Below are 25,743 nucleotides of genomic sequence, written 5' to 3'. Positions count from 1 at the left end.
ACACAAGGCCGCGAATCCGAGGGACGATGAATGACCTACTGCGTGGGCCTCTTGCTGCATGAAGGCATGGTGCTCCTGTCGGACACCCGCACGAACGCGGGGCTCGACAATATCTCGACCTATCGCAAGATGTTCACCTTCGAGGAACCGGGCGAGCGGGTCATCGTCATCATGACCGCCGGAAGCCTGTCCGTGTCGCAGACCACCCTTGCACAGCTGCGCGAGGCGATCGAGGACCCCGAGGCCACGCCGGATACCTCGATCATGCTGGCCCCGACCATGCTGAAGGTTGCCGAGATCGTCGGCGACCGTCTGGCCAAGGTGCGCGAGGAGATCGACCACAAGCTCTCGGCCGCGCAAGGGGCGAGTGCGAGCATGATCGTCGCGGGACAGCGCAAGGGCGGTGCGATGCGGCTGTTCCTGATCTACCCCGAGGGCAACTTCATCGAGGCGACCGAGGACGCCCCCTTCCTGCAGATCGGCGAGCACAAATACGGCAAGCCGATCCTCGACCGGGTGGTGAAGCCGTCTACCAGCCTGTCGGATGCGCAAAAGGCGGTGCTGCTGTCCATGGACTCGACGCTGCGGTCGAACTTGTCGGTGGGGATGCCGCTGGACCTGGCTGTGGTCGAACGTGACGCCTGCAAGGTCACGCTGCGCCGCCGGATCGAGGCAGGCGACCCGCAGTTCCGCGCGATGTCCGAGGCATGGTCCAACGCCCTGCGTGACGGCTTTGCCAAGATCGTGATCTGACGGCCTACAGCGCCTGACCCGCGGCCCAGCCGCTCGACCAGGCCCACTGGAAATTGTAGCCGCCCAGCCAGCCCGTCACGTCGACCACTTCTCCGATGAAATAGAGGCCCGGCACCCCCTTGGCTTCCATCGTCCGCCCGTCCAGTGCCCGGGTGTCAACCCCGCCCAACGTCACCTCAGCCGTGCGATAGCCCTCTGACCCGACCGGGACCAGCCGCCACGCATTGATGCCACCCGCGATCCGGTCGAGCGCAGCGCCTGACAGTTCCGCCATCACGCCGGTGACGCCGGCCGCCTCTTCCAGATGTCGGGCCAGCCGTTCGGGCAGCCAGCGCCCCAGCACCGTGCGCAGCGCGGATTTGCCTTGCGCCGCCTTCGCCGCCCGCAAGCCCGCCGCCAGGTCCTGCCCCGGCACCAGATCGACCACCACCGGATCGCCCTCGCGCCAGTAGGATGACACCTGCAGGATCGCCGGTCCAGACAGCCCGCGATGGGTAAACAGCACCGCTTCGTCGAACCCCGTCCGTCCCGCCGTCACCCGCGCGTTGACCGAAACCCCCGCGAGGGGCCGCATCCAGGCCAGCTCCTGCTCGGCAAAGGTCAGGGGCACCAGCGCGGGCCGGGTCTCGACCACGGGCAGGCCGAACTGTTCGGCCAGCAGATAGCCAAAGCCCGTCGCCCCCATCTTCGGGATCGACTTGCCGCCACTGGCCACCACCACGGTCTTCGTCCGCTGCGGCCCCCGCGCAGTCTCGACCGTAAAGCCCGTGCCCTCGCGCCGCACTTCGCCCACCGCGCAGTCCAGCCACAGCGCGACCCCGGCCCGCTCCATATCGCGGACCAGCATCGCGACCACCTGCGTCGCCGGGCCGTCACAGAACAGCTGCCCCAGCGTCTTCTCGTGCCAGGCAATCCCGGCCGCATCCATCCGCGCGATGAAATCCCACTGCGTGAACCGCTTCAGCGCCGACAGCGCAAAGCGCGGGTTCTGCGACAGGAACCGGTCCGGCGCGATCCCGAGGTTGGTGAAATTGCAGCGTCCCCCGCCCGAGATGCGGATCTTTTCCCCCGGCGCCTTGGCGTGGTCGATGACCAGGACGCGGCGTCCACGCCGCCCCGCCTCGATCGCGGCCATCATGCCGGCGGCGCCAGCGCCCAGAATGATCGCGTCCCATGCCATGCCCTGTCCTAGCTTCGGGTGCCGCGCCCGGCAAGCCGCGAAACGTGACCGAAATTTTCGGCGCGGGGGCCTTGCACGCCCCAATGCCCTTCGCTAAACACCCCCGCACGGTTGGGGCGTCGCCAAGTGGTAAGGCAGCGGTTTTTGGTACCGCCATACCTAGGTTCGAATCCTAGCGCCCCAGCCAACCTTTCCCTGTAGCTGTGACTCACGAACCTGCCGCTCGCGGTCGGGGTCATGGCAGGCTTCAGCTGATCCCCAAGTCAAATTGGCGCTTGTCCACACCTGACGGCGAATTGGCCATTTCAGCGCAGCGGGTTCTCCTTCGCCAGCCTGTCGAACTGCATCAGGCTTTCGACCAGCGCAGGCATCTGATCGAGCAGGATCATGTTCGGCTTGCTGTCTGCGTTTTCCGCGATCCTGGGCAGGGGGTGTCTTCAGAATGCCCCAGAAAGTGCCCCAACGGGTGGTGCGGCTTGCTTGACGGAATGTCAGGCCGGGCTAGTCTCCGTTCACGGGGGATCACAATCATGAAAAGAGAGCTGGCTCTACTAGACTCCGAGGTCTTTTCACGCACGACGGCGATCTTCTCGGCAAAGCGGGCGACCCTGGCCCCGGAAGCGGTCGAAGCCGTGGCAAGCGACATAGTTCGCAGGCTTGCCAGGTCTCCCTCACGGATTCCAGATCTGGATGTCCCGCAGATCAGTGAAGAGAGCGCTGACGCGTTCTGCGACGCACTCATCCTGCCGGATTCCAATACTGCCCTGCGCTTCATTGAGGATCGCCGTGCCGAGGGCATGTCACTTCCCGGCGTGTATCTTGGATACATTTCGGGCGGAGCGCGGCGCCTGGGCGAGCGGTGGGAACGGGACGAGCTGTCCTTCTTCCAGGTCACCTGCGGAACAGGCCACCTCTATGCGCTCATGCGCGCGCTTAGGACGGAGATCCCACTTACTTACCGCAAGTTCGACAACCGTCGCGTTGCTCTCTTTGCAACGGTTCCTGGCGAAGACCACGGCATTGGTATCACTGTAGCCGCAGATCTGTTTCGCGAGGCGGGATGGGAGATCGACCTCGAAACAGGCACTGACCATGAGGAGCTGATCGCTCATGTCGAACAGACCTTGCCGCACATCATCGGATTTTCGTTCAGCACAGAGCAGAGGCTGGATGCTCTGGTTCGTCTGGTCGTAGCGACGCGTATTGTCATACCGGATGCGATTATCGGCGTTGCCCCCTCGTCCAGCATCGGTGCGGAAAGGCTGCATGACCTGGTGGACATCGACCTGGTATTCTCTGACGCACCATCAGCCTTCCGTGAACTCGATCGGCTCATCAGGCTCCGTAGCTGATCCATCTCGCTATCACAGGGATCGCGTGTGGCTTGCCCGCAAGGATGCGATCATGATCTTCGACGCCGCTCTTTTGAAGTCTGATTAGGATTAAGTCTGTCAGACGCGGCGGGTCCCTGTTCGCAGGGAGGCAGAGCACTCATCTCCTGCAGCTGGACCCTGAACTTGGCAGTCGGCGGACTTCCTTCGCCGGACGAGCGAAATTCCGTACAGATGGGGTCTTGCATTATATAGCTTCAAAGCTTTATAGATATACAAATAGAATTGGAGCCTCCCCCATGCCCCGCCTGTCTCCTGCACTGCTCCTCTGCGCCATCCTCGGATCAAGCGTCCTCCCGGTTTCCGCCGACCCTCTCACGCTGGCGCCGGTCACGGTCACCGACTGGAAAGCGGTCTTCGGAACCGTGGAAGCGCGTGATCGCAGTCCGGCCCGGGCGCGGATCGGGGGAACCCTGGTCGAGTTGACGGTGGCCGAGGGTGACGAGGTGACGGCCGGGCAGGTTCTGGCCCGGATCGTCGATGACAAACTCGACTTCCAGCTTGCGGCGCTGTCGGCCCAGCAACAGGCGCTGGCAGCACAGTTGACCAATGCCGAGGCGGACCTGCAGCGCGGCGAGGACCTGTTGAAGAACGGGGTCACCACGACCCAGCGCGTTGATGCCTTGCGGACGCAAGTCGATGTGCTGAAGGGCCAGATCGCCTCGCTCGTGGCGCAAGCTGATGTGGTGGCGCAACAGGCGAAAGAGGGGGTCGTGCTGTCCCCGGTCGCAGGTCGCGTCCTTGACGTGCCGCTGACCAAAGGCGCGGTCCTGATGCCTGGCGAGGTCGTTGCAGTGATCGGTGGCGGCGGCACCTACCTGCGGATCGCAGTGCCGGAACGCCATGCGACGGCACTGCAGACCGGGGATGCGATCCAGGTTTCGGGCGCATCCGGCGACCTGACCGGGACGCTCGCCCGGGTCTATCCGCTGATCGAGGGCGGCCGCGTCGTCGCCGATGTCGAAATCGCGGGCCTGCCCGACACCTTTGTCGGCGCGCGGATGCTAGTGCGTCTGCCGGTGGGGGAACGTGAAGCGCTTCTGGTGCCGAAAGCAGATGTGCTGACCCGGTCGGGTCTGGATTTTGTCAGTGTGCAGGGGGCGGAAGGGCCGGTCCTGCAGTCCATCGTGCCGGGCGTCGTACGGATCGTCGACGGGGTCGAGATGGTCGAGGTCCTCAGCGGTCTGACTGCCGGTGACGTGGTCGTCTCAGCCTCCGAGGTGAGCCATGAGTAAGCATCCGCTCGGACTTGCCGGGGGACTGACAAAGGCGTTCATCGCCTCGGCCCTGACCCCCTTGTTCATCCTCGCGGCATTGGCGGCGGGCGTCGTCGCGCTCATCAGCCTGCCGCGCGAGGAGGAGCCGCAGATTTCGGTCCCCTTGGTCGACATCCATGTGATGGCACAGGGGCTGAAGGCCGAGGACGCGGTCAAGCTGGTGACCGAGCCGCTGGAGGTCATCGTCAAGGGCATCAACGACGTCGAGCATGTCTATTCTTCCACGCGCGACGATGCCGCGATGGTGACCGCGCGGTTCGAGGTCGGCACCCGGTCCGAAGATGCGATCCTGCGGGTGCATGACAAGGTGCGCGCGAACATGGGCGCAATCCCGGTCGGCATCCCCGAACCCCTGATCGTGGGCCGGGGCATCGACGACGTGGCGATCCTGACCCTGACCCTGTCCGCCGAGGACATGACGGCCAACGACCTGACCCGCATCGCCCGCACCTTGCAGACCGAGGTGGCAAAGACCGAAGATGTGGGCCTGACCTACCTTGTCGGCGACGCGCAGGACGCGATCCGGATTGAACCCGACCCGGACCGGCTGGCGCTCTATGGCGTGACGCTGCAACAGCTGGCGGGCAAGGTCGCTCAGGCGAACCGCACGCTGAACACCGGGAAGCTGCGCGATCAGGGCCAGATGGTGGACCTCGTGGCGGGCGAGACGCTGACCGCTCCGGCGGAAGTCGAGCATCTCCTCCTGACCACGCGGGACGGCCGCCCGGTCTATGTCTCGGACGTGGCGACGGTGGCTTATGTCGAGAACTCCAGGGACGCCATCGTCTCGCATCTGGCGAAGGACGGGGCGGGTGGCCCGGCGGTGACGCTGGCGATTGCCAAGCGGGCAGGGGCGAATGCGGTGGTGGTGGCCGAGGCGGTGCTGCACCGGGTCCATGCCCTGGAAGACAAGCTGATCCCCGAAGGCGTGACGGTGACGATCACCCGCGACTACGGCGAGACGGCGAACGAGAAGGCCAATGAACTGCTGTTCCACCTGGGCCTGGCGACGGTGTCGATCATCCTGCTGGTGTGGCTGGCCATCGGCTGGCGCGAGGCGGGCGTGGTCGCCATCGTGATCCCGGTGACGATCCTGCTCACGCTGTTCGCAGCCTGGGTCATGGGCTTCACGCTGAACCGGGTGTCGCTCTTCGCGCTCATCTTCTCCATCGGCATCCTGGTCGATGACGCCATCGTCGTGATCGAGAACATCGACCGCCACTGGGGCATGGACCGCCGCAAGCCGCGGATTCAGGCCGCCATCGAGGCGGTGGCCGAGGTCGGCAACCCGACCATCGTGGCGACGCTGACGGTGGTGGTGGCGCTTCTGCCCATGCTCTTCGTCAGCGGGCTGATGGGCCCCTACATGTCGCCGATCCCGGCCAATGCCAGCGCCGCGATGATCTTTTCCTTCTTCGTCGCGGTCATCATCACGCCCTGGCTGATGGTCAAGATCGCCGGCCGCGCGGATATGCACGACCACGCGCAGGATGACGAATACGGCGGCCATCACGGCGGCTGGCTGGAGCGCAGCTACACGGCGGTGGCAAGGCCGATCCTGAAGTCCAAGGGCCGCAGCCTCGGGTTCCTGCTTGTCACGGCGGCCCTGTCCTTCGGCTCGCTGGCGGCGCTTTATACACGGGACGTGACGGTGAAGTTGCTGCCCTTCGACAACAAGTCAGAGCTGTCGGTGGTAATCGACCTGCCCGAAGGCTCCTCCATCGAGGCGACGGACCGGGTGGCGCGGGATGTGGCGGATGTGGTGATGGGCCTGGAAGAAGTTACTTCCGTGCAGACCTATGCCGGGACGCCCGCGCCGTTCAACTTCAACGGGTTGGTGCGGCACTACTACCTGCGGTCCGAACCGCAGCTGGGCGAGGTTGCGATCAACCTGACGCCGAAGACCGACCGTGACCGCGCAAGCCATGACATCGCGCTTGACCTGCGCGAGCGGCTCGCCGACCTTTCGGTGCCTGCCGGGACCAGCCTGAAGGTGGTGGAGCCGCCGCCCGGGCCGCCGGTGATCTCGACCCTTCTGGCCGAGGTCTATGGACCCGATGCTGAAACTCGGCGCGAAGCGGCGCGTCTCATTCGGCAGGCGTTCGAAGCGGTGCCGTTCATCGTGGACGTGGACGACAGTTTTGGCGAACAGGCGCGGCGGCTGCGGGCGACGATTTCCTCGGACGACCTCGATTTCTATGCCGTGCAGGAGCAGGACGTGTTCGACACGCTGGCTCTTCTGAATGGCGGCCAGACCGTGGGCTACTCCCACCGGGGCGAAGGCCGCCTGCCGATCCCGCTGGTCGTCGGTCGTGACAAGTCGGACCGGGTGCTGGACGAACGCTTCCTGACCACACCCATCCCCGCCAACGCCCTACCTGGCGCGCGCGGCGTGGTCGAACTCGGCGACGTCATCCGCATCGAGGAAGAAGCGGCAAGCTTCCCGATCTTCCGCCACAACGGTCGCGATGCCGAGATGGTCACCGCCGAACTGGCGGGCGCGTTCGAGGCTCCGCTTTACGGGATGCTCGCCGTCGCCGACCAGATCGAACAGATGGACTGGCCCGAAGGCACCAAGCCCGAGATTTCGCTCCACGGTCAGCCCGAGGACGAGGGTAAGGTGACCCTCCTCTGGGACGGCGAATGGGAAGTGACCTTCGTCACCTTCCGCGACATGGGGGCGGCCTTCGGTATTGCACTTCTGGGCATCTACATCCTGGTCGTGGCGCAGTTCGGGTCGTTCAAGCTGCCGCTGGTGATTCTCACGCCGATCCCTTTGACTTTCCTCGGGATCATGCTGGGCCACTGGCTGTTCGGCGCCCCGTTTTCGGCCACGTCAATGATCGGCTTCATTGCGCTGGCCGGGATCATCGTGCGCAACTCAATCCTGCTGGTGGACTTCATCCGCCACGGAAAGGGGGACACGGTGACCGTGGATCTCTTGATCGAGGCCGGGGCGATCCGGTTCAAGCCGATCCTTCTGACCGCCATCGCCGCCATGATCGGCGCGGTGGTGATCCTGGCGGACCCGATCTTCCAGGGTCTCGCGATTTCCCTGCTGTTCGGTCTGCTGAGTTCGACCCTGCTGACCGTCCTTGTCATCCCGGCGATCTACCGCGTGTTCCGCACTGAGGCGGGCACGGCGACAGACGCCACAGCCTGATCAGAGGAGGAGACTGAAATGGCACATGTCGTTGTACTCGGGGCCGGACTTGGCGGCGCCATCATGGCTTACGAGCTGAAGGACCAGCTCAGGCCCGAAGACAAGGTGACGGTGGTCACCAAGGACCCGAAGTATCACTTCGTGCCCTCGAACCCCTGGATTGCCGTCGGCTGGCGCGACCGCGAGGATATCACGGTGGACCTGGCGCCAGTCATGCAGAAGAAGGGGATCGACTTCATCCCGGTGGCCGCCGAAAAGCTGCATGCCGAGGAAAACCGGATCGAGCTGGTCGATGGCAAGTCGGTGGCCTACGACTACCTCGTGATTGCGACAGGGCCGGAACTGGCCTTTGACGAGGTTCCGGGTCTGGGTCCGCATGGCGGCTTCACCCAGTCAATCTGCCATATCGACCATGCCGAGTCGGCGAAGGCGGTATTCGAAAAGCTTCTCGCCAACCCCGGCCCGGTCGTCATCGGCGCGGCACAGGGGGCCAGCTGCTTTGGCCCAGCCTACGAGTTCCTCTTCATCCTGGAAACCGCGCTGCGCCGCGCCAAGATCCGCGACCGGGTGCCGATGACCTTTGTCACCCCCGAGCCTTACGTCGGCCATCTGGGGCTGGACGGGGTAGGGGATACCAAGGGCCTCCTCGAATCCCAGATGCGCGAGAAGCACATCAAGTGGATGACCAACACCCGTATCAAGCGGGTCGAAGACGGCCACATGTTCGTGGAGGAAGTGGGCGAGGATGGTCAGGTCAAGGCCGAAAAGGACCTCCCCTTCGCCTTCTCGATGATGCTGCCCGCCTTCCGGGGCATCAAGCCGGTCGCAGGGATCGAGGGCCTGAGCAATCCGCGCGGCTTCACCATCGTCGACAAGCACCAGCAGAACCCGAAGTACAAGAACGTCTTCGCCGTGGGCGTCTGCGTGGCGATCCCTCCGATGGGGCCGACGCCCGTGCCCTGCGGCGTACCGAAGACCGGGTTCATGATTGAATCGATGGTCACGGCGACCGCCCACAACATCGGCAACATCGTGCGCGGGAAAGAGCCCGACAGCGTCGGCACCTGGAACGCCGTCTGCCTGGCCGACTTCGGCGACGGGGGCATCGCCTTTGTCGCGCAACCGCAGATCCCGCCCCGCAATGTCAACTGGTCGTCCAGCGGGAAATGGGTCCACCTCGCCAAGGCGGGCTTCGAGAAATACTTCATCCGCAAGCTGCGGAAAGGCACCTCGGAGCCCTTCTACGAAAGCCTCGCGCTGAAAGTGCTTGGCATCGACAAGCTTAAAGAAACCACGAAAGGATAAATCATGTCGATCGATACCGCCGTTCTGCGTTTTGCCGGGGTCATGGTGCTTCTCAGCGTGCTCTTGACCGCCTATGTATCTCCCCTGTTCGTCTGGTTCACCGTCTTCATAGGTCTGAACCTGTTGCAATCGTCCTTTACCGGCTTCTGCCCGGCGGCGATGGTGTTCCGGGCGATGGGCGTCAAGAAGGGCTGCGCCTTCGAATGAAACCGGGTGAGTAGGAGCATCTGATGGCCGAGATTCTGGAAGGCTTCGGCGGAACGGCCGCGCAGGCCGCGAAGGCGGTGGCACTCTTGAAGTCGCTGTCGCACGAGGGGCGGCTGCAGATGCTCTGCTGCCTCGTCGATGGCGATCTGAACGTCACCCAACTGGCCGAGGCGCTTGGCACCAGTCCGGTCAGCGTCTCGCAGCAACTGATGCGGCTGCGTGCCGAAGGGATCGTCACCACCCGGCGCGAGGGAAAAAGCGTCTACTACCACCTTGCCAACACCGAAGTGGCCGCGATCGTGGCAGTCCTGCGCGATACCTTCTGCAAACTGCACTAGGTCAGCCCAGGGAAGGCCGCCACCTCGGGGGGCGGATCATGCGTCAGGCTGGTGTCTCCGGAAGGCACCAGCCTGCATGCGTCCAGCAGGATGGCCTGTTCCGGTTCAGGTGCTGTTCCCCGGCACTAGGCCTGCGCGACCTCTAGACCCGCAGCGGGTTCGCCTTGGCCAGCCGGTCGAAGGCCATCAGGCTGTCCACCAGCGCGGGCATCTCGTTCAGCGGGATCATGTTCGGCCCGTCCGACGGCGCGCGGTCGGGGTCCTCATGCGTCTCGATGAAGACGCCCGCGATCCCCAGCGCCACCGCGGCGCGGGCCATGACCGGCGCAAACTCGCGCTGTCCGCCCGACGAATTGCCCTGGCCCCCGGGCTGCTGCACCGAATGGGTGGCGTCCATGATTACCGGCCAGCCGGTCCGTGCCATGATCGGTAGCGCCCGCATGTCGGCGACCAGCGTGTTGTAGCCGAAACTGACCCCGCGCTCGGTCAGAAGGATGCGCTCGTTCCCGGTCGAGGCGACCTTGGCCGCGACGTTCGCCATGTCCCATGGAGCCAGGAACTGGCCCTTCTTCACGTTCACCACCGCCCCGGTCTCGCCAGCGGCCAGCAACAGATCGGTCTGGCGGCACAGGAAGGCCGGGATCTGGATCACGTCGACCACGCCCGCCGCCTCGCGCGCCTGCCCCGCATCATGCACGTCGGTCAGGACCGGCATCCCCATCGCCCGCACCGCGCCCAGGACCTTCAGCCCCGCCTCCACGCCAAGCCCGCGCTTGCCCGTCAGCGAGGTGCGGTTCGCCTTGTCGTAGCTGGCCTTGAACACATACTGCGCGCCCGCGGCCCGGCAGGCCTCGGCCATCTTCCCCGCAATCATCTGGGCATGGTCCAGGCTTTCCAGTTGGCACGGACCCGCGATCACCAGAAGCGGCCGGTCGTTGCCGACGGTCAGCCCGCCAATCGAGACGTCCTTCATGCGCGGGTCCTTACGACGAGACCTGTTCCCGCAGGATCGCGGCGGTCATCGAGACCATGAGGTAAATCCCCAGAAGGATCAACATGGTGACCAGCGTGTTCTCGAAGGCGCGGGGGTATGAAGGTTCGTCGGGCGGGATCGGACTGACCGACAGCGACAGATAGCGGACCTGCCGGTTGGCTTCGACCCTCGCGGTTTCCATCGATTGCAGGGCCTGGGCCAGAAGCATCTGCCGGGTCGTCATGTCCGACTGGGCAATCAGAAGCTCACCCTGAATCTCGGCCAGGCTTGACGCTTCCGCCGAATCCTCGGTCAGGCGCGCGCGCAGCAGCGCGACTTCGCTTTCCAGCGTGGCGATCCGGCGCTTGATCGGTTCCATCCGGGCCTGGTTCGGCTCGGGGTTGGCTTCCATCTGCGCCAGCGACAGGCGTTCCTGGGTGATCTGGTTCTCAAGCCCGCTGATCTGGCCCACGATCAGCCCGACTTCGGTTTCCGAGGAGATGATCTTGAACTTTTCCTGCAGCTTGATCAGCGTTCGCTGCGAGGTCATCAGCGCCTCTTGCGCCGCGTCATATCCGGCCTGCGCATCCCGCATCTGGTCCTCGCGCAGGCGCTGCGTCAGATGATCGACCTGACCTTCGGCGTACTTGATCAGCTGGCGCGACCATTCCGCCGCGATCTGCGGATCGGCGGCCATCACGTCCATCCGGATGACGCCTTCCGTCGTGTCGAACGAGATCTTCAGGTACTTCTTGTAGACCTTGTAGGCCGCCTCCAGCGTCGCATCCTGATCCAGGCGCTGCAGCGGGTCGATCGTTTCCTGCTGGAAATGCTTGCGGAAGCCCAGGTCCTGGTCCAGCCGACCCATCGCCTCGCGCGATTGCAGGTAGCCTTGCACGGCAATCGAATCCTGCGAGGTCGCGAATGCCGTTCCAGAGAACAGCCCGCCCAGCGAACCGCCCGACGAGGCGGGCCCCGCCTGCTGGATCACGAATTCCGAGCGCACCGAATAGATCGGGGTGGCGACCATGTAGAAGTACCAGCCCGCCAGGAAGGTGGGCAGCATGACGAAGGCGAACATCCGGGCTGCCAGCAGCGCCAGACGCCGCCGCCGCCGCCGTGCGATGTCTTTCTGCATCCGCAGGATTTCTGCCGCCTGGTTGACCTCGGCCCGCTGTTCGGTCGAGGGCAGCGCGACAGGTTTCGCGCGCTTTGGCAGTTGCACCGTGTCGCCGGGCAGGCGGGTCAGCTCGCGGCTGCCCTCGCGCGGTGCGGCAGGTTCCACGGGGGGCACTTCGGCCTCGGAACTGACGATCCGCAGCATCGAGGCGCGCGAGAACGGGTCGATCCCGGCCTCGCGCAGCAGGCGGACAGCGTCGTATTCAGATTTCGGGGTGATCTGATGCTTCTGCGCAATCAGAAGCGCGCGGCGCAACTGGCGGCTGGTCAGCCCCTCGGCCGCAATCGCCGCCAGGGCAGCCTCGATCTGTTCCGGCGTTTCGGCCTTGGGGACCGGCTGCTGCACGCCCGACGTGACCGGATCGGCCGCTTCCCCTTGCATGGCCATCGCCGCGGCCGCCTCGGCGCCAGACAGCACGGGCTGACCCGGCTGCGCGCCCGCATCCGTCTCGTCCTGCGGCACGGAAGGACAATCTTCCTCGCGCCGGAAGTCCAGGTTCCCGAAGCCGTCTTCCTCGGTGTCGAACAGCCCAGCACCCGACCCGTCCGCCTGCGACGGCGCAGGCCGTTCCACCCGGCGGATGTGGTAGCGCGCAGCCTTAGGATTGGTAGTCATAAAGACGTTTCGCTTCTTCAAGGGTCTCGAACTGATAGAGCTTGCCGTCCTTCAGCACCGCCGCTGACCGGCAGAACCTTTCCAGCGTCTTGGGTGAGTGCGAGACGATGATGACCGTGGAATTCTTCAGCCGTTCCTGAAGAATGTTCCCGGCCTTGCGGTTGAATTCGACATCCGCCGTGGCGGGCATGCCTTCGTCGATCAGGTAGATGTCGAACTCGATCGACAACAGAAGCGAGAACGAGAACCGGCTGCGCATGCCCGAGGAATAGGTGGCAAGCGGCATCTCGAAATACTCGCCAAGTCCGCAGACCCATCGGCAGAAGCTTTCGACATAGTCGGGGTCAAGGCCGTAGAGGCGGGCGATATAGCGGCAGTTTTCCTTGGCGGAGTGCTTGTTGTTCACGCCGCCCATGAAGCCCAGCGGGAACGACACCCGCGAGGTCTTCCGGATCGTGCCCTCATCGGGTTTTTCCAGGCCCGCCATCATGTTGATGATCGTGGTCTTTCCCGTGCCGTTCGAGGCCAGGATGCCCATCGAATTGCCAAGCTCCACCCGAAACGAGGCGCGGTCAAGGATCACCTTGCGCTGCGTTCCGGTCCAGAACGACTTGGACACATTTCGAAACTCGATCATTGTTGCCTCGGCGCCCCGATGTCAGGCGTCTGCGTCCTGATTACCGGCATATCGTTAACATCCGGTTTGTGGCCTTAAAAGGGCCGCGTCAGGTCGGAACGCGGCGTCGCGCGGGGAACGGCCCATCGCTCACGCATCCGTGCCGGGTGCGCGGGGGCGGGTCAGGAAGGCCAGCGCACCGGCAACAAGGCTGATGGCAAGTCCAAGCCGCGCCGCCTCCTGCATCGCGCCTCCGGGCAACGCGCTGTCCAGTGCAAGGACCGGGACCGTGAAGCCCATCCCCAGGATCAGCGCCACGCGGAGGATGTCGCGCAGGCTGACCCCCTGCGGCAGACGCAGGCCCAAGGCCGCGATCAGCCCGAGGCCCAGGATCAGCATCCCCAGCGGCCGCCCCAGCCACAGCGCGGCCAGTGTGGTCAAGGTGGTCGGCGTAAAGGCCGACAGATCGACCCCGCCCCGCGTCAGGCCGAACAGGAACAGGATCGCCGTCAGGGGCCAGGCCAGCGCATGCGCCAGCCGGTTCAGCGGGTCATGCAGCAGTTCCTCCACCTCGGCAAACAGGCCGAAGCTGCGGTCGGCATGGGCAATGGCCGGGATCACTGGCAACAGCCCAAGCGCCGGCGGCAGGCCCGAGGCCGCCACCCCGATCCAGGACAGAAGCCCCGCCAGCACATAGGGCAGCAACCCTTCGCGCGCCCGGCGATGCGTTTCCGATGCGCCCGCGGGCGGGGCGCGGCCGAACAGCTGCCAGACCGCCAGCGCCGCGACCACCGGCAGACTGAGCCAGGCCAGCCGCAAGGAGACATCCGGATGGGTCAGCCCCGCGATCAGCAGCGCCAGGATGTCCGTCGCGATGGCCAACAGCAAAAGCAGATGCAGCGCCAGATGCCCGCGTGGAAAGATCGCCCGCCCGACCAGATAGCACAGCACGACGTCGGACCCGAGCGGCACCTGCCAGCCCGTCGCAAAGCCTGCCTCCTCGGCGGTCTCGATCAGGCTGCCAACCGTGATCCAGACAAGAGCCGCACCGATCATGCCGCCCAGCGTCATGCCTACCGGCAGTATCGCCTGCCGCCCCCGCAGCGCGCCATGCTCCAGGGTCAGCGCCTCCCACAACTCCTTGCCGATGCTGAACAGGAACAGCGCCATCAGCCCGTCGGACACCAGGTTCATCGGCGTCAGGCTGAAGGGCAGGGGGGCCAGCCAGCCCGGCAGCTCAAGATCGAGCAGCCGCCATTCGATGCTGTCGTAATAGCTGGCCGGGTGCAGGTTCACCCACAGCGTCGCCACAAGGGCGCCACCCAGCAAGGCCTGGGCAAAGCGGGGCACGAATGAGGAGACACGATACATGCGGCAGGTTCCCCCGGGCTCTTGCGGCCATTTGACCCGGAATTCCGTCCCCTGCAATGGCAGCGGCGTGAAACCGTCAGTGATTGCCGCCGACCGCCCGGCAATCCTCGCCGAAAGGGTTCCGCCTTGCACCCCGCCCGGCAAAACGCCAGCCTTCGCCGCATGGACCTTGCCGACGACATCCGTGCCTGCCGCCTCTGCGCCGACCGCTTTGCCGCGACCGCAACCGCCCACGCGCCCCGCCCGGTGGTCTGGTTCCGGCCAGGTGCCCGGATCCTGATTGCGGGCCAGGCCCCCGGGGCGCGGGTGCATGACAGCGGACAGCCCTTCACCGACCGCTCGGGCGACCGCCTCCGCGACTGGACGGGCCTGTCCGAAGCCGAGTTCTACGACCTCTCTCGCGTGGCTATCGTGCCGATGGCCTTCTGCTTTCCGGGCTACGATGCCAAGGGCTCCGATCTTCCCCCGCCGGCGGTCTGCGCCGCGACCTGGCGCAGGCAAGTGATGCAATGCCTCGGACCGATGCCGCTCACACTTCTTGTCGGCGGCGCGGCGATCCGCTGGCATCTGGGCCTGCGCGACGTGACTGCAGCCGTGGCCGATTGGCGCGCCCCGGCCGCGCGCGGCGTCTTTCCCTTGCCGCATCCGTCCTGGCGGAATACGGGGTGGCTGAAACGCAATCCCTGGTTCGCGGCCGAGCATCTCCCGGCCCTGCGCGCCCGCGTGCGGGAGGTGATGGATGTCTGATGTCGTGACCCTGCTGGATGCCGCCTACGCTGCGGTCTCTGCCGACCCCGAGAACGAGGCCCTGCGCCTGCGCTTCTTCGAACGGCTGGCCGATGGCGAGATGGTCATCCTCCTGGAACGGGAGGCGGAAGGCGAGAAGCTTGAGCCGAAAGTCTTCGATCTTGAGGACGGCCCGGTGGTCCTGGTCTTCGACCGCGAGGAGCGGCTGGCGAACTTCACCGGCGGCATCGCCCCCTACGCCGCCTTGCCGGGCAGGGTGATCGCGGGTCTCCTGAAAGGGCAGGGGATCGGCATGGGCGTGAACCTCGGCGTCGCGCCCTCGTCGATGATGCTCCCGCCCGAGGCGATGGACTGGCTGGCCGAGACGCTGGACGAGTCCCCCGAAGAGGTCGAGGCCAAGCCGGTCGAATTCACTGCGCCTGCCGTCCCCGAAGCGGTCATCACCGCGCTGGACGCCAAACTTGCGCGGGCCGGAGGGTTGGCGGCTGCGGCCCTGCTGGCGGGAGTGGTCTACGAAGGCGGTCGACGGGGGCACCTTCTGGCGCTGATCGACGCCGCCAACGGGGCCGAGGGCGCGCTGGCCCGGGCGATGAACGAGGCGCTGGTCTTTTCCGGCATCGAGGCGGGGGAGCTGGACGTGGTCTTCCTGCGCACCGGCGACCCCGCGACCGAAGCGCTCGCCCGTGTGGCCCTGCGCTTCGACCTGCCCGAGCCAGACGTCCAGGACCTTGCCCCAGCCGCGCCTGGGATGGATCCCTCGCGCCCGCCGAAGCTGCGCTAACCAGATTGAGCGCCTTGGGGCGCAAGCCCCTTGTCTCGCCTCTGGCCGTTCCGGCCAACCGGCTCGGGATGCCTCCGGCGGGAGTATTTGCGACATGGGCAAGGCAAAGTGCGTGGGGTAAAATGATACCGTTATCGCAAGCCAATGTTTTTGAATGATTAAATCTTGGTTTCCCTGCTTGACGCTGCACAAGCCTTCGGCGATAAGCCCGCATCCGAGATTCCGGGGGCGCTTGTGCCCCCTTCTTCATTGGGACACACGATGAAAACCTTCACCGCTACTCCGGCGGACATCGAGAAGAAGTGGATCCTGATCGACGCCGAGGGCGTCGTTCTGGGCCGCCTCGCCACGATCGTCGCCAACATCCTGCGCGGCAAGAACAAGCCGACCTTCACCCCCCATATGGACATGGGTGACAACGTCATCGTCATCAACGCCGACAAGGTGCAGATGACCGGCAAGAAGCGCGACGACAAGGTCTACTACTGGCACACCGGCCACCCGGGCGGCATCAAGCAGCGGACCGCGCGTCAGGTGCTGGAAGGCGCCCACCCCGAGCGTGTGGTGGAAAAGGCCGTCGAACGCATGATCACCCGCAACCGTCTGGGCCGTCAGCAGATGACGAACCTGCGCGTCTATGCCGGGGCCGCCCATCCGCATGAAGCACAGCAGCCCACCGTTCTGGACGTCAAGGTCCTGAACCCGAAGAACACCCGGAGCGCGTGATCATGGCCGATATCAAATCTCTCGATGACCTGAAGTCGGCCGTCGGCTCTGCTCCCACCGCCGTGGAAGCTGCCCCCCGCGTTCCGGTCCGTGACAAGCTGGGCCGTTCCTACGCGACCGGCAAGCGCAAGGACGCGGTCGCCCGTGTCTGGGTCAAGCCGGGTTCCGGCAAGGTCGTGGTCAACGGCAAGGAAATGGCGGTCTACTTCGCCCGCCCCGTGCTGCAGATGATCCTGAAGCAGCCGTTCACCGTCGCCAACGTGGAAGGCCAGTTCGACGTCTACGCGACCGTCGCCGGTGGCGGGCTTTCGGGCCAGGCTGGCGCTGTGAAGCACGGCATCTCGAAGGCGCTGCAGTTGTACGAACCCGCCCTGCGCGGTGCTCTGAAAGCCGCAGGCTTCCTGACCCGCGACAGCCGCGTCGTCGAACGGAAGAAGTACGGCAAGCCGAAGGCCCGCCGCTCGTTCCAGTTCTCGAAGCGCTGATCAGCCCTTCTCGACAGTTTCGGAAAACGCGGTACACCAGTGCCGCGTTTTTCATTTTCCGGCCATGATGGGGCAGGGCTGTGCAGTACCGGCGTGAAATCGACGGCCGTCGGGCGCTGGCTGTGGTGCCGGTCATCCTGTTCCATGCCCATGTCCCCTGGCTTTCCGGTGGTTTTGTCGGCGTCGACATCTTCTTTGTCATCTCCGGCTTCCTGATCACCTCGCTTCTGGCAGAAGACCTGTCGTCGGGCCGCTACAGCCTCTCCGCCTTCTACGAACGCCGGGCGCGCCGCATCCTGCCCGCGCTCACCGTCGTGCTGGTCGCCACCCTTCCTGCGGCTTTTCTTCTGCTCCTGCCCTCCCAGATCGAGGACTTCTCGGCCAGCCTTGCTGCCGTGGTCGTCTTCCTGTCCAGCTTCTTCTTTCTCAGCCAGGTCGGCTATTTCTCGCCCGATGCGGAACTGCAGCCGCTCCTGCACACCTGGAGCCTGGCGGTCGAAGAGCAGTACTACCTTCTCTTCCCGCCGCTTCTCGCCCTCTTGTGGCGCAAGGGCAGGCGCGTGATCCTTGCCGCGCTCGCTCTGCTGGCGCTGCTGTCCTTCGGGATCAGCCTCTGGGGCGCGGTCGAGAATCCGGCCCGCAACTTCTTCTTCACCGGCTCCCGCGTGTGGGAGCTTCTGGCAGGCGCCATTGCCGCGCTGGTCTTTCGCTCGGGTCGGTGCGGGGCAACGACGTCCTGGCCCTGACCGGAACTGCCGCGGTAGTCGGCGCCATTGTGCTTTGGGACCCCGCAACCCCAGCGCCCGGGGGCTGGATGCTGATCCCCGTCACCGGGACGGTCCTGATCCTGCTGTTTGCCCAGCCGGAAACCCGCACGGCGCGGATCCTGGCGCTGCCTGTCTTCGTGGGCATCGGGCTGGTCAGCTATTCCGCCTATCTCTGGCACCAGCCGCTTTTTGCCTTCGCGCGCCACGCCTTTGTCGCCGAGCCTCCCGCGCCGGTCATGGCCGGGCTGATCCTCATGACCTTTGCCCTCGCCTGGGCCACCTGGGCCTTCGTCGAGCAACCTTTCCGCCGCAGGACCAACCCCGTGCTGCCGCGCCGCCGCTCGCTCTTCCTGTGCGCCGGGCTGGTCGGCTGCCTGCTGTTTGCCATCGGTGCAGCGTGCAAGTCGACCGACGGCTTCCGCGATCTCTGGCTCCGCGCCTGGCCTGACCGCGCCGCAATCCTGCAGGTGGTCGAGACCGCCCAAACGGTCATGCCGGTCCAGGACGACGGCGCCTGCCGGTTCAATATCGAGGTCGCCGACGCGACCGTCGCCGACCGCATCCGCGCCTGTCACGACCGGCACGGACCGGGCGTTGCGATCCTCGGCGACAGCCACGCCATCGACCTTTTCGGCATCGTCGCCGCCAACCCCGACCGCCCCTTCGTGATTGGCTTTACCAAGCCCTCCTGCCGCCCGGGCACGACCGACCGCGAATGCCCCTACGCCAGCTTCGAAGCCTTCGTGACCGCCAACCCGCAGGCATTCGCCATCGTCCTGTTCGAGATGTCGGGTGCCTATCTCATGACGGGCGAGGATGGCCTCCCCGGCGTGCAGACGGTAATCGAACGAATGCCGCTCGATGCCCGTGTGCCTGACTATCCACTCGCGCTTGACAAGATTGCCCATGCAAGCCGCGCGCTTTCGGACCTCGCGCGCAAGGTCCCTCTGGTCTGGGTCGGCCCCCGCATCGAACCCCAGGTCCAGCTTGAATGGCTGGTGACCCGTGGATGCAGGGCAGGGCTCGCCATACGCGCGGGAACCGAGGCGAACTACCAGCGCCTCGATGCCCACCTCGCCACGGCAAGCCCAGTGCCCTACCTGTCGCAGAATGCCCTGTTCCGGCTGGAATTCCCGCGCGATCTTGGCGGATGCGACGGGCTTCTCTGGAAGGACGGAGACCACTTCAGCGCCCTCGGGGTGGCCGAGATGGCCCGTCGCGCCGACATTGCCGCGGCGGCATTGCAGGCGATAAGGCCCTGACTTCGCCGGAAGCGCAGGCCCGGATGCAACACTGGCAGTGTCCGAGGCGCTTGGACCCGCGCGCCGGACTTGCAATGGCCGGTCCGCGACCCCACGGTGCCGCCAAAGCGCATCAGCCGGACAGGATCATGGACAGCGAAGACGATCACGCCAGCCCGGCAGAGGTATCCAGCGACGGCGTCACCCGCTACAACGTCGGCAACTCCCGGGTTCAGATCGGGCGCTACACCTATGGCACGAAAAAGCTTGCCATCATGCAGTGGCGCGAAGGGGCCAGCCTGACCATAGGGTCCTTCTGCTCGGTTTCGGGCCGGATGGTTGTCTACCTTGGCGGCAATCACCGCGTCGACTGGGGCACCACCTATCCCTTCGGCCATGTCTTCGTCGGCGCCTTCGGAGGACGGGAGATCGTCGGACACCCGCACACCAACGGCGACGTGGTCATCGGCAATGACGTCTGGATCGGGATGAACGTCACCGTCATGTCCGGCGTGACCATCGGGGACGGGGCGGTGATCGCCGCCAACTCCACGGTCGGGAAGTCGGTCGGTCCTTACGAGATCTGGGGCGGAAATCCGGCCCGCCTCATCAAGCCCCGCTTTCCCGAAGACATCGCCCGCCGCCTGCATGCGCTGCGCTGGTGGGACTGCTCCGTCGGCACGATCCGCGAGCTTGCGCCGCTGCTGTCGGTGCCCCCGGACCATCACATTCTCGACCGGCTGGAAGAGATCGTTTCCCGCGATCCGGCAAAAAAAGAGGGGCCGGTTTGACCCGGCCCAGTCAGGGGTAAGAGCGAAGAGTCGCTCGGGGAATGAGGGTCTCAGGATTTCCAGAACGGCTTGGCGCATTCGCTTTCGGCCGTCTGCGAATCCAGGCCGATGTCGCGCAACAGATGCGGGTCCAGCGCGGCCAGCTGAAGGCGCTCGCGCCGCCGCAGGGCCGCGGTGCGGACAACGTCCAGCAGTCGGGCAAGAACATTGCCGCGGCGACGAAGGGGAAGGGCAATCTGGGTCTGGGGCATTTGTGCCTCCTGCGATTTGTATTGATACAATGCCTGTGTTTCGGTAGGAACAATGTAGCGAAGTTCCCGAATGAGTCGCCAGAGGATTATTGTGACTGATACAAGTTGGGCGCCTGATCTGACTCAATTCCCCGGGCCGAAGTATCTGGCTCTGTCGCGCGCCCTGCGTGACGCCATCCGCTCTGGTGACCTTCCAGCCAATTCGCAGCTTCCCACGGTCCGCGATCTGGCCTGGCGCCTGCAGTTGACGCCCGGAACGGTGGCGCGGGCCTATCAGCTGGCCACGCAGGAAGGTCTGCTTGCAGCGACGGTCGGGCGGGGCACCTTTGTAGCGGCACAATCGCCGCGTCTCGGGCCGACCCAGCCGCTTTATACCGAACGCATCACTGGCGGGGCGACCGGCCTTGTCGACCTGCGCGCGCCGCAAGTGCCCGACATGGGCCAGTCCCAGGCCTTCCGGCAGGCGCTGCTGGAAATGGCCGAAGGCACGGGGCAGGGCTGGCTCGACTACACCAGCCAGAGCGGAGAGCTCGCGCTCCGCCGTGAGGTCGTCGGCTGGATGGGCGACCGCATCCTTGGCCCGGTCGGGCCGGATGATGTGGCGCTGACCCATGGCGGGCAGAACGCGATCCACCTGATCTTCGACTGCTGCCTGCGCGGCGAACGCCCCGTCGTCCTGATCGAGGACCTCGCCTATCCCGGCTTCCGCTATGCCGCCCGTGCCGCCCGTGCCGAAGTCGTGCCGGTCGAGATCGACGAACACGGCATCGTGCCAGCCGCGCTCGAGGCCGCCTGCCGTCGCCACGGCGCGCAGGTGCTGTGCCTGACGACCGAAGCGCAGAACCCCACCACTGGCCGGATGCCGGTCAAGCGCCGTCAGGAAATCGCCGAGATCGCCCGCGCCTACGACCTGCAGATTCTCGAAGATGACTGCTATTCCGTCGCCGTCTCCGACATTCCCTCCTTGCGCGCGCTGGCGCCCGAGCGGGTCTGGCTGGTCGGCTCGGTGTCCAAGACCCTCTCGGCGGCGCTGCGGTTTGGCTATGTGATCTGTCCCGCGGGCATGGGCGAGGCGGGGCGGCTGACCGCGCAACACGGCTTCTTCGCTCTGTCGCGCCCGGTGGCCGAAATGATGCTGCGCCTGTTCCAGTCCGGCGATGCCGCCCGCATCCGCGAACGGGTTCAGGCCGAGTTTGCCGCGCGCCAGCAGATCCTGGTGAATCACCTCGGCGCCTTCGATCTTGGTTGGCAGCCCGGTGTACCCTTCGTCTGGCTCCGCCTGCCGCAGGGTTGGCGTGCCTCGACCTTCCTGCGCACCGCCGAAACCCGCGGCGTCCTCGTCCGCTCCGCCGACGAATACGCCCTAGTTCACGGCCGCGCCCCGAACGCCGTCCGCATTGCCATCGCCGCCAGCCTGCCGCGAGACGCCTTTGAAACCGCGATGCGCACCCTGGCCGAACTCCTTGCCCGGCCGCCCTCCGACCTTCTGGTCTGAAATTCCTGACCTGTTGCAAATCAGACTCGCTCACGCGGATTTGCCCGGCGCGGGAGTTGACCCAGGGACACCCCTTGCCGCACCTTCGCGGCACGAGCAGTCAAAAAGAGAGCCCGAAAAATGGGACTTCAACATACCTTCCACGCGCCGCACGGCGGCGCGGATTTTCTTGGTTGGCGCAAGAACCGGCACGGCAGCACGGAAATCGTCTACGATGACGGCGTTGCGCGCCGGATGCTCTGGCGGGTTGCCACCACCGACCCGTCCGAGGCGCGCATCGCCGAAGCGCTCCGCGTCGCAGTCGGCTCGATCCGCGTGGTGCCGACGCTTTACGACGAGCTGAAGAAACGGGCGATCGCCATCGAGCGCGTCGCCACCTGACACCGCATCGGCCCGGGATGCCTTATTCCCGGGCCGATCCGCCTCCAAGGTTGATTCCAGCGCCGTTTGATGACCCTCTTGCCTTGACGAGATCGTCCGGACTAGGTTTGATCAAATCACAAGGCCGCCGAAGCGTGGTCGAACAGGGGGAAATATGGCTGCAACGCCAGGTTCCGAGGCCAGGGCCGGCCTCAAGCTGATCTCACCGACAGCGATCTATGTGATTCTCCTGCTCGCGGTGCCGCTGGCAACCGTGCTCATCTACTCGGTGATGACCGGGGGCAGGGGCAACGTGTCGCTCCCCCTCACCATCGAGAACTACACCGAGCTCGCCTCCAAGTCGGTTTACGGCTACATCCTCCTCAAGTCGCTGCTGGTTGCTCTGACCGTGACCGCGATCACTGTGCTGCTGGCCTATCCGGTGGCCTACTTCGTCAGCTTCCATGTCAAGCCGGAACGGAAAAGCCTCTGGCTGTTCCTGATCACCATCCCGTTCTGGACCAGCTACATCATCCGCGTCAGCCTCTGGTTCGTGATCCTGGGCTACGGCGGCATCGTCGATTCCGCGCTCGCCTCCATCGGCCTGCCGCCCCTGAACATCGCCAGCTACTCGATCCTGTCGATCATCATCGTGCTCGCCCACGCCTACGCACCCTTCGCGGTCCTGCCGATCTTCGTGAGCCTGGAAAAGGTCGACCGCTCGCTCCTCGAGGCCGGGCAGGACCTCGGCGAAAGCCGCTGGGTCACCTTCCTGCGCGTCACGCTGCCGCTGTCGATGCCAGGCGTGATCGCCGCCGCGCTGATCGTCTTCATCCCGACCGTGGGTGACTATGTGACCCCCGAACTTGTCGGCGACGGCAAGGAACCGATGATTGCCAACCTGATCGAAACCCAGCTCCTGAAGCTGCAGAACTTCCCGCAAGGGTCAGCCTTCGCTGTGGTCTCGATGCTGATGGTCGGCATCGTCTCGGTCGTCTTCGTCCTGTGGAACCGCCGCTACATCGGGGGGTCGAAATGAAAGCCCCGTACCTGCGTGCCTTCACGCTCTTCTACCTTCTGTTCCTCTACAGCCCGATCCTGCTGCTCCCGATCTTCGCCTTCAACGACGGCAGGGTTGTGGCCTTCCCGCTGCAGGGCTTCACCACCGCCTGGTTCGCCGAGATGTTCGCCGACCAGAACCTGCGCATCGCCGCCAAGAACAGCCTGGTCATCGCGCTCTCGGTCGCGACGCTCTCCACCGTCCTCGGCATCTTCGCCGCCCGTGCCAGCGTCCGCTACCGCTTCCCGGGCAAGGCGCCGCTGATGGGCCTCATCATGCTGCCCCTCGTCCTGCCCGAGATGATCGTGGCCATGGCGCTCCTCGTCGTCCTGCTGTCGATGGGCATCCCGCTGTCGCTCTTCACCGTGATCGTCGGGCAGGTGCTGATCTGCACCCCCTTCGCCGTGGCGATCCTGACCTCGGCCTTCCAGTCGCTCGACCGCTCGCTGGAAGAGGCGGCGCTGGACCTCGGCGAAACCCCCTGGTCAACCTTCCGCCTGATCGTCCTGCCCTTGGTGATGCCCGGGATCATGGCGAGCTTCCTGATCTGCTTCACCATCTCGTTCGACGAATTCATCATCGCGAACTTCCTCGGCTCGGGCCAACCGATCCTGTCGGTCTACATCTTCGGCCAGTTCCGCTTTCCCGCCAAAGTGCCCTCGATGCTGGCGCTGGGAACCGTGCTTGTCTGTTTCTCGATCATCCTGCTTGGCTTTGCCGAGTACATGCGCCGCCGTGGCATCGCCAAGGCGGGTGGCAAAGATTCCGGAGGCTTCCTGTGACCTTTTCCGATGACCGCCCGACCATGATCGAGTTCAAGGACGTCCACAAATACTACGGCGACTACCACGCCCTGCGTGGGATCAACGGCACGATCAAGGCCGGTGAGTTCTTCTCGCTCCTCGGCCCGTCCGGATGCGGCAAGACCACGCTTCTGCGCACCATCGCGGGGTTCGAGGACATCTCCTCGGGCGTGATCATGATCGACGGCAAGGACATGGCGAATGTTGCCGCCAACGTCCGTCCGACGAACATGGTGTTCCAGTCTTACGCGATCTTCCCGCACATGAGCGTCGAGGAAAACGTAGGCTTCGGCCTTCGCAAGGACCCGCGTTCGAAGGAAGAAAAGGCAAAGGCCGTCGCCGAAGCGCTGGAGATGGTCGGCCTCAAGGGCTACGGCAAGCGTGCCGCCCATGCGCTGTCCGGTGGCCAGCGGCAAAGGGTTGCCCTTGCCCGTGCGCTGATCCTGAAGCCGAAGGTCCTCCTCCTCGACGAACCCCTCTCCGCGCTCGACAAGAAGATGCGCGAACACATGCAGGTTGAACTCATAAAGCTCCAGCGCCAGGTGGGCATCACCTTCATCCTCGTCACCCATGACCAGGAAGAGGCGCTGGTCATGTCCGACCGCATCGCCGTCATGTTCGAGGGCGAGATCGCCCAGTTGGCCGACCCCGAGACGCTCTACCGTCGCCCAGCAACCCGCAAGGTGGCAGACTTCATCGGCACGATGAACTTCATCCCGGCCGAGATCCTGACTGAAGCGGGCGACAAGGTGGAAGTGAACGCCAAGGGCCTCGGACACGTAGCGCTCGACATCGCGCAAGCGCCCGAAAAAACCGGCGAAAGTCCCGTCGTGGGCCTTCGCCCGGAAACGCTGACGCTCCTCTACGATGACCAGAAAGCACCCGAGCGCGAGACGGACGGCGTGATCGACGAAGTGATCTACTTCGGCGACATGACCTATTACGACGTCTATCTCGGCGGCACCGACGTTGAAGTGCGCCTGTCGATGCGCAACGTCCCGGGCCGCCCGGTCCTCGACGTCGGCACCAAGGTCCGCGTCGCCTGGAGCCCCTCGGCCCTGGTCCTGTTCCGGTAAGGCGAACACTCCTCGTTCGACTGCGTCTCCTCGTCGTCGCGCAACGCAGCGAGAAGGGACGCAGTCCCCGACGAGCGGTCTAGTGGCTCTCGTCCTCGGCGCCGGCCATGTAGGCGTCGAAGACCCAGCCCACGGCATTGTCGCCGGACCATTTCTCGACATAGAGCCAGGGCTTGCCTTCGTGCATCCGACGTGCGCTGGCCCGCACGACGGTTCCGTCGCGCAGCGTGGCAAATATCTCGCCGCCGGGTGCGGCGCGGGCATTCAACGGCGTATCGGTCGGATCGGCGACCGTGCAGGGGATCGGTTCGGCTTCCGTCGTATACGGCTCCTCTGGCAGGCCTTCGGTCGCGACCGTGCAGTCCAGATAATTCCCGAAGACCCAGGCGCCCTGGAAATCGGCCTCAAGCTCGCCCGTCTCGAACCGCTCGACAAGCGCCCAGAGCTTGCCGTCGACCTCACGGTGTTCGACAAACAGCAGTTCCGTCCCGTTCTTCGCCGTGCCGACAACCGGGCCGTTGGGCGACAGCCGGATGTTCAAGGGTGTGCCGGTTGGGTCCTTGACCGTGCAGATCGGCGCGCCGCCACAGGCCAGCGCGACGCCTGTCGTGGCAGCAAGGACCAGCGGCAGGCCGATAAGACGCAGGTACATGAGGTCTTTCCCTTGCTGCAGCGGGATCACACCCACAGGATGGGGGTACTCTGGCTGCTGGCATCCGTGTTGTCACCTGAGGACTCCCTGACCCACAGCACTTGTCAGACAAAGCGCAACGCTCGCCCCAGACGTTCCC

General features: G+C 65.2%; 26 protein-coding genes, 1 tRNA gene and 1 pseudogene. 20 read left to right on the top strand and 8 right to left on the bottom strand.

Going from position 1 to position 25,743, the window contains the following annotated elements; all coding sequences use genetic code 11:
• The first annotated feature begins 30 nt into the window (after positions 1 to 30).
• Positions 31 to 753 carry a proteasome-type protease gene (locus E8M84_RS18145; RefSeq protein ID WP_137112593.1) on the top strand — a complete coding sequence of 241 codons (723 nt, stop codon included), beginning with the start codon at positions 31 to 33 and terminating at the stop codon, positions 751 to 753.
• 4 nt (positions 754 to 757) lie between these two features.
• Here the strand turns inward: E8M84_RS18145 and E8M84_RS18140 are convergent, their stop codons facing one another.
• Positions 758 to 1,933 (bottom strand): NAD(P)/FAD-dependent oxidoreductase, encoded by a 1,176-nt coding sequence (locus E8M84_RS18140; protein ID WP_137112592.1) that lies wholly within the window; start codon positions 1,931 to 1,933, stop codon positions 758 to 760.
• Between the two features lie 112 nt (positions 1,934 to 2,045).
• On the opposite strand from E8M84_RS18140, the gene E8M84_RS18135 reads away from it, so the two are divergent.
• Positions 2,046 to 2,120, top strand: a tRNA-Gln gene (locus tag E8M84_RS18135).
• 118 nt (positions 2,121 to 2,238) lie between these two features.
• On the opposite strand, the pseudogene E8M84_RS21705 reads toward E8M84_RS18135, so the two are convergent.
• A pseudogene (locus tag E8M84_RS21705) lies at positions 2,239 to 2,346 on the bottom strand (3-deoxy-8-phosphooctulonate synthase); the annotation flags it as partial.
• 117 nt (positions 2,347 to 2,463) lie between these two features.
• Here E8M84_RS21705 and E8M84_RS18130 point away from each other — a divergent pair.
• The 6 genes from E8M84_RS18130 to E8M84_RS18105 all read left to right on the top strand — a co-directional run bounded on the left by E8M84_RS18130 (position 2,464) and on the right by E8M84_RS18105 (position 9,614).
• On the top strand, positions 2,464 to 3,285 hold the full coding sequence (locus E8M84_RS18130; protein WP_170971987.1) for a B12-binding domain-containing protein: 822 nt from the start codon (positions 2,464 to 2,466) through the stop codon (positions 3,283 to 3,285).
• Between the two features lie 278 nt (positions 3,286 to 3,563).
• Positions 3,564 to 4,559 carry an efflux RND transporter periplasmic adaptor subunit gene (locus tag E8M84_RS18125; RefSeq protein ID WP_137112590.1) on the top strand — a complete coding sequence of 332 codons (996 nt, stop codon included), beginning with the start codon at positions 3,564 to 3,566 and terminating at the stop codon, positions 4,557 to 4,559.
• On the top strand, positions 4,552 to 7,764 hold the full coding sequence (locus E8M84_RS18120) for an efflux RND transporter permease subunit (protein ID WP_137112589.1): 3,213 nt from the start codon (positions 4,552 to 4,554) through the stop codon (positions 7,762 to 7,764). The genes E8M84_RS18125 and E8M84_RS18120 overlap by 8 nt, the downstream gene beginning before the upstream one ends.
• A gap of 18 nt (positions 7,765 to 7,782) precedes the next feature.
• The gene (locus E8M84_RS18115; protein ID WP_137112588.1) at positions 7,783 to 9,069 is read left to right on the top strand and encodes an NAD(P)/FAD-dependent oxidoreductase; all 1,287 of its coding nucleotides are present in this window, start codon (positions 7,783 to 7,785) and stop codon (positions 9,067 to 9,069) included.
• Between the two features lie 3 nt (positions 9,070 to 9,072).
• On the top strand, positions 9,073 to 9,276 hold the full coding sequence (locus E8M84_RS18110; RefSeq protein WP_137112587.1) for a DUF2892 domain-containing protein: 204 nt from the start codon (positions 9,073 to 9,075) through the stop codon (positions 9,274 to 9,276).
• 23 nt (positions 9,277 to 9,299) lie between these two features.
• A complete protein-coding gene (locus E8M84_RS18105; RefSeq protein WP_137112586.1) occupies positions 9,300 to 9,614 on the top strand; it encodes a helix-turn-helix transcriptional regulator in 315 nt (104 codons plus the stop codon).
• 142 nt (positions 9,615 to 9,756) lie between these two features.
• On the opposite strand, the gene kdsA is transcribed toward E8M84_RS18105, so the two are convergent.
• The 4 genes from kdsA to E8M84_RS18085 all read right to left on the bottom strand — a co-directional run bounded on the left by kdsA (position 9,757) and on the right by E8M84_RS18085 (position 14,369).
• Entirely contained in the window at positions 9,757 to 10,587 is an 831-nt protein-coding gene (kdsA, locus tag E8M84_RS18100) for a 3-deoxy-8-phosphooctulonate synthase (RefSeq protein WP_137112585.1), read from the bottom strand.
• A gap of 10 nt (positions 10,588 to 10,597) precedes the next feature.
• Positions 10,598 to 12,382 carry a capsule biosynthesis protein gene (locus E8M84_RS18095; protein ID WP_137112584.1) on the bottom strand — a complete coding sequence of 595 codons (1,785 nt, stop codon included), beginning with the start codon at positions 12,380 to 12,382 and terminating at the stop codon, positions 10,598 to 10,600.
• Positions 12,366 to 13,019, bottom strand: a complete 654-nt coding sequence (locus tag E8M84_RS18090) for an ABC transporter ATP-binding protein (protein ID WP_137112583.1) — start codon at positions 13,017 to 13,019, stop codon at positions 12,366 to 12,368. The genes E8M84_RS18095 and E8M84_RS18090 overlap by 17 nt, the downstream gene beginning before the upstream one ends.
• Before the next feature lie 129 nt (positions 13,020 to 13,148).
• Positions 13,149 to 14,369, bottom strand: coding sequence for a Na+/H+ antiporter NhaA (locus E8M84_RS18085; protein WP_137112582.1), 1,221 nt, complete (start codon positions 14,367 to 14,369; stop codon positions 13,149 to 13,151).
• A 162-nt stretch (positions 14,370 to 14,531) separates the two neighbouring features.
• On the opposite strand from E8M84_RS18085, the gene E8M84_RS18080 reads away from it, so the two are divergent.
• The 7 genes from E8M84_RS18080 to E8M84_RS18050 all read left to right on the top strand — a co-directional run bounded on the left by E8M84_RS18080 (position 14,532) and on the right by E8M84_RS18050 (position 19,907).
• On the top strand, positions 14,532 to 15,116 hold the full coding sequence (locus tag E8M84_RS18080; RefSeq protein ID WP_137112581.1) for a uracil-DNA glycosylase family protein: 585 nt from the start codon (positions 14,532 to 14,534) through the stop codon (positions 15,114 to 15,116).
• Between the two features lie 4 nt (positions 15,117 to 15,120).
• Positions 15,121 to 15,897: an SseB family protein gene (locus tag E8M84_RS18075; RefSeq protein ID WP_137112818.1), complete on the top strand. Its 777-nt coding sequence runs from the start codon at positions 15,121 to 15,123 to the stop codon at positions 15,895 to 15,897.
• A 261-nt stretch (positions 15,898 to 16,158) separates the two neighbouring features.
• Complete coding sequence (gene rplM, locus E8M84_RS18070) at positions 16,159 to 16,623, top strand: 50S ribosomal protein L13 (protein WP_137112580.1); 465 nt, start codon at positions 16,159 to 16,161, stop codon at positions 16,621 to 16,623.
• A gap of 2 nt (positions 16,624 to 16,625) precedes the next feature.
• Positions 16,626 to 17,108, top strand: a complete 483-nt coding sequence (gene rpsI, locus E8M84_RS18065) for a 30S ribosomal protein S9 (protein WP_137112579.1) — start codon at positions 16,626 to 16,628, stop codon at positions 17,106 to 17,108.
• An 80-nt stretch (positions 17,109 to 17,188) separates the two neighbouring features.
• Positions 17,189 to 17,854 (top strand): acyltransferase, encoded by a 666-nt coding sequence (locus E8M84_RS18060; protein WP_137112578.1) that lies wholly within the window; start codon positions 17,189 to 17,191, stop codon positions 17,852 to 17,854.
• Positions 17,855 to 17,922: 68 nt separating this feature from the next.
• The gene (locus E8M84_RS18055) at positions 17,923 to 19,137 is read left to right on the top strand and encodes an acyltransferase family protein (RefSeq protein WP_137112577.1); all 1,215 of its coding nucleotides are present in this window, start codon (positions 17,923 to 17,925) and stop codon (positions 19,135 to 19,137) included.
• Between the two features lie 128 nt (positions 19,138 to 19,265).
• Entirely contained in the window at positions 19,266 to 19,907 is a 642-nt protein-coding gene (locus E8M84_RS18050; RefSeq protein ID WP_205914635.1) for a CatB-related O-acetyltransferase, read from the top strand.
• Between the two features lie 50 nt (positions 19,908 to 19,957).
• On the opposite strand, the gene E8M84_RS18045 is transcribed toward E8M84_RS18050, so the two are convergent.
• Complete coding sequence (locus tag E8M84_RS18045; RefSeq protein ID WP_137112576.1) at positions 19,958 to 20,158, bottom strand: DUF1127 domain-containing protein; 201 nt, start codon at positions 20,156 to 20,158, stop codon at positions 19,958 to 19,960.
• Positions 20,159 to 20,249: 91 nt separating this feature from the next.
• On the opposite strand from E8M84_RS18045, the gene E8M84_RS18040 reads away from it, so the two are divergent.
• The 5 genes from E8M84_RS18040 (at position 20,250) to E8M84_RS18020 (ending at position 24,952) form a co-directional block, all read left to right on the top strand.
• On the top strand, positions 20,250 to 21,653 hold the full coding sequence (locus E8M84_RS18040; RefSeq protein WP_137112575.1) for a PLP-dependent aminotransferase family protein: 1,404 nt from the start codon (positions 20,250 to 20,252) through the stop codon (positions 21,651 to 21,653).
• 120 nt (positions 21,654 to 21,773) lie between these two features.
• Positions 21,774 to 22,034, top strand: a complete 261-nt coding sequence (locus E8M84_RS18035) for a hypothetical protein (protein ID WP_137112574.1) — start codon at positions 21,774 to 21,776, stop codon at positions 22,032 to 22,034.
• A gap of 154 nt (positions 22,035 to 22,188) precedes the next feature.
• Positions 22,189 to 23,052 (top strand): ABC transporter permease, encoded by an 864-nt coding sequence (locus tag E8M84_RS18030; RefSeq protein ID WP_137112573.1) that lies wholly within the window; start codon positions 22,189 to 22,191, stop codon positions 23,050 to 23,052.
• Positions 23,049 to 23,855 carry an ABC transporter permease gene (locus tag E8M84_RS18025; RefSeq protein WP_137112572.1) on the top strand — a complete coding sequence of 269 codons (807 nt, stop codon included), beginning with the start codon at positions 23,049 to 23,051 and terminating at the stop codon, positions 23,853 to 23,855. The genes E8M84_RS18030 and E8M84_RS18025 overlap by 4 nt, the downstream gene beginning before the upstream one ends.
• Positions 23,856 to 23,878: 23 nt before the next feature.
• Positions 23,879 to 24,952, top strand: coding sequence for an ABC transporter ATP-binding protein (locus E8M84_RS18020; protein ID WP_170971986.1), 1,074 nt, complete (start codon positions 23,879 to 23,881; stop codon positions 24,950 to 24,952).
• Between the two features lie 79 nt (positions 24,953 to 25,031).
• Here E8M84_RS18020 and E8M84_RS18015 read toward each other — a convergent pair whose 3' ends face one another.
• The gene (locus E8M84_RS18015) at positions 25,032 to 25,604 is read right to left on the bottom strand and encodes an SH3 domain-containing protein (protein ID WP_137112570.1); all 573 of its coding nucleotides are present in this window, start codon (positions 25,602 to 25,604) and stop codon (positions 25,032 to 25,034) included.
• Between the last annotated feature and the right edge of the window lie 139 nt (positions 25,605 to 25,743).

This window comes from Rhodobacter sp. SY28-1, from assembly GCF_005222785.1.
Taxonomy (GTDB): Bacteria; Pseudomonadota; Alphaproteobacteria; order Rhodobacterales; family Rhodobacteraceae; genus Tabrizicola.
This window is presented reverse-complemented; position numbering and strand designations above follow the sequence as displayed.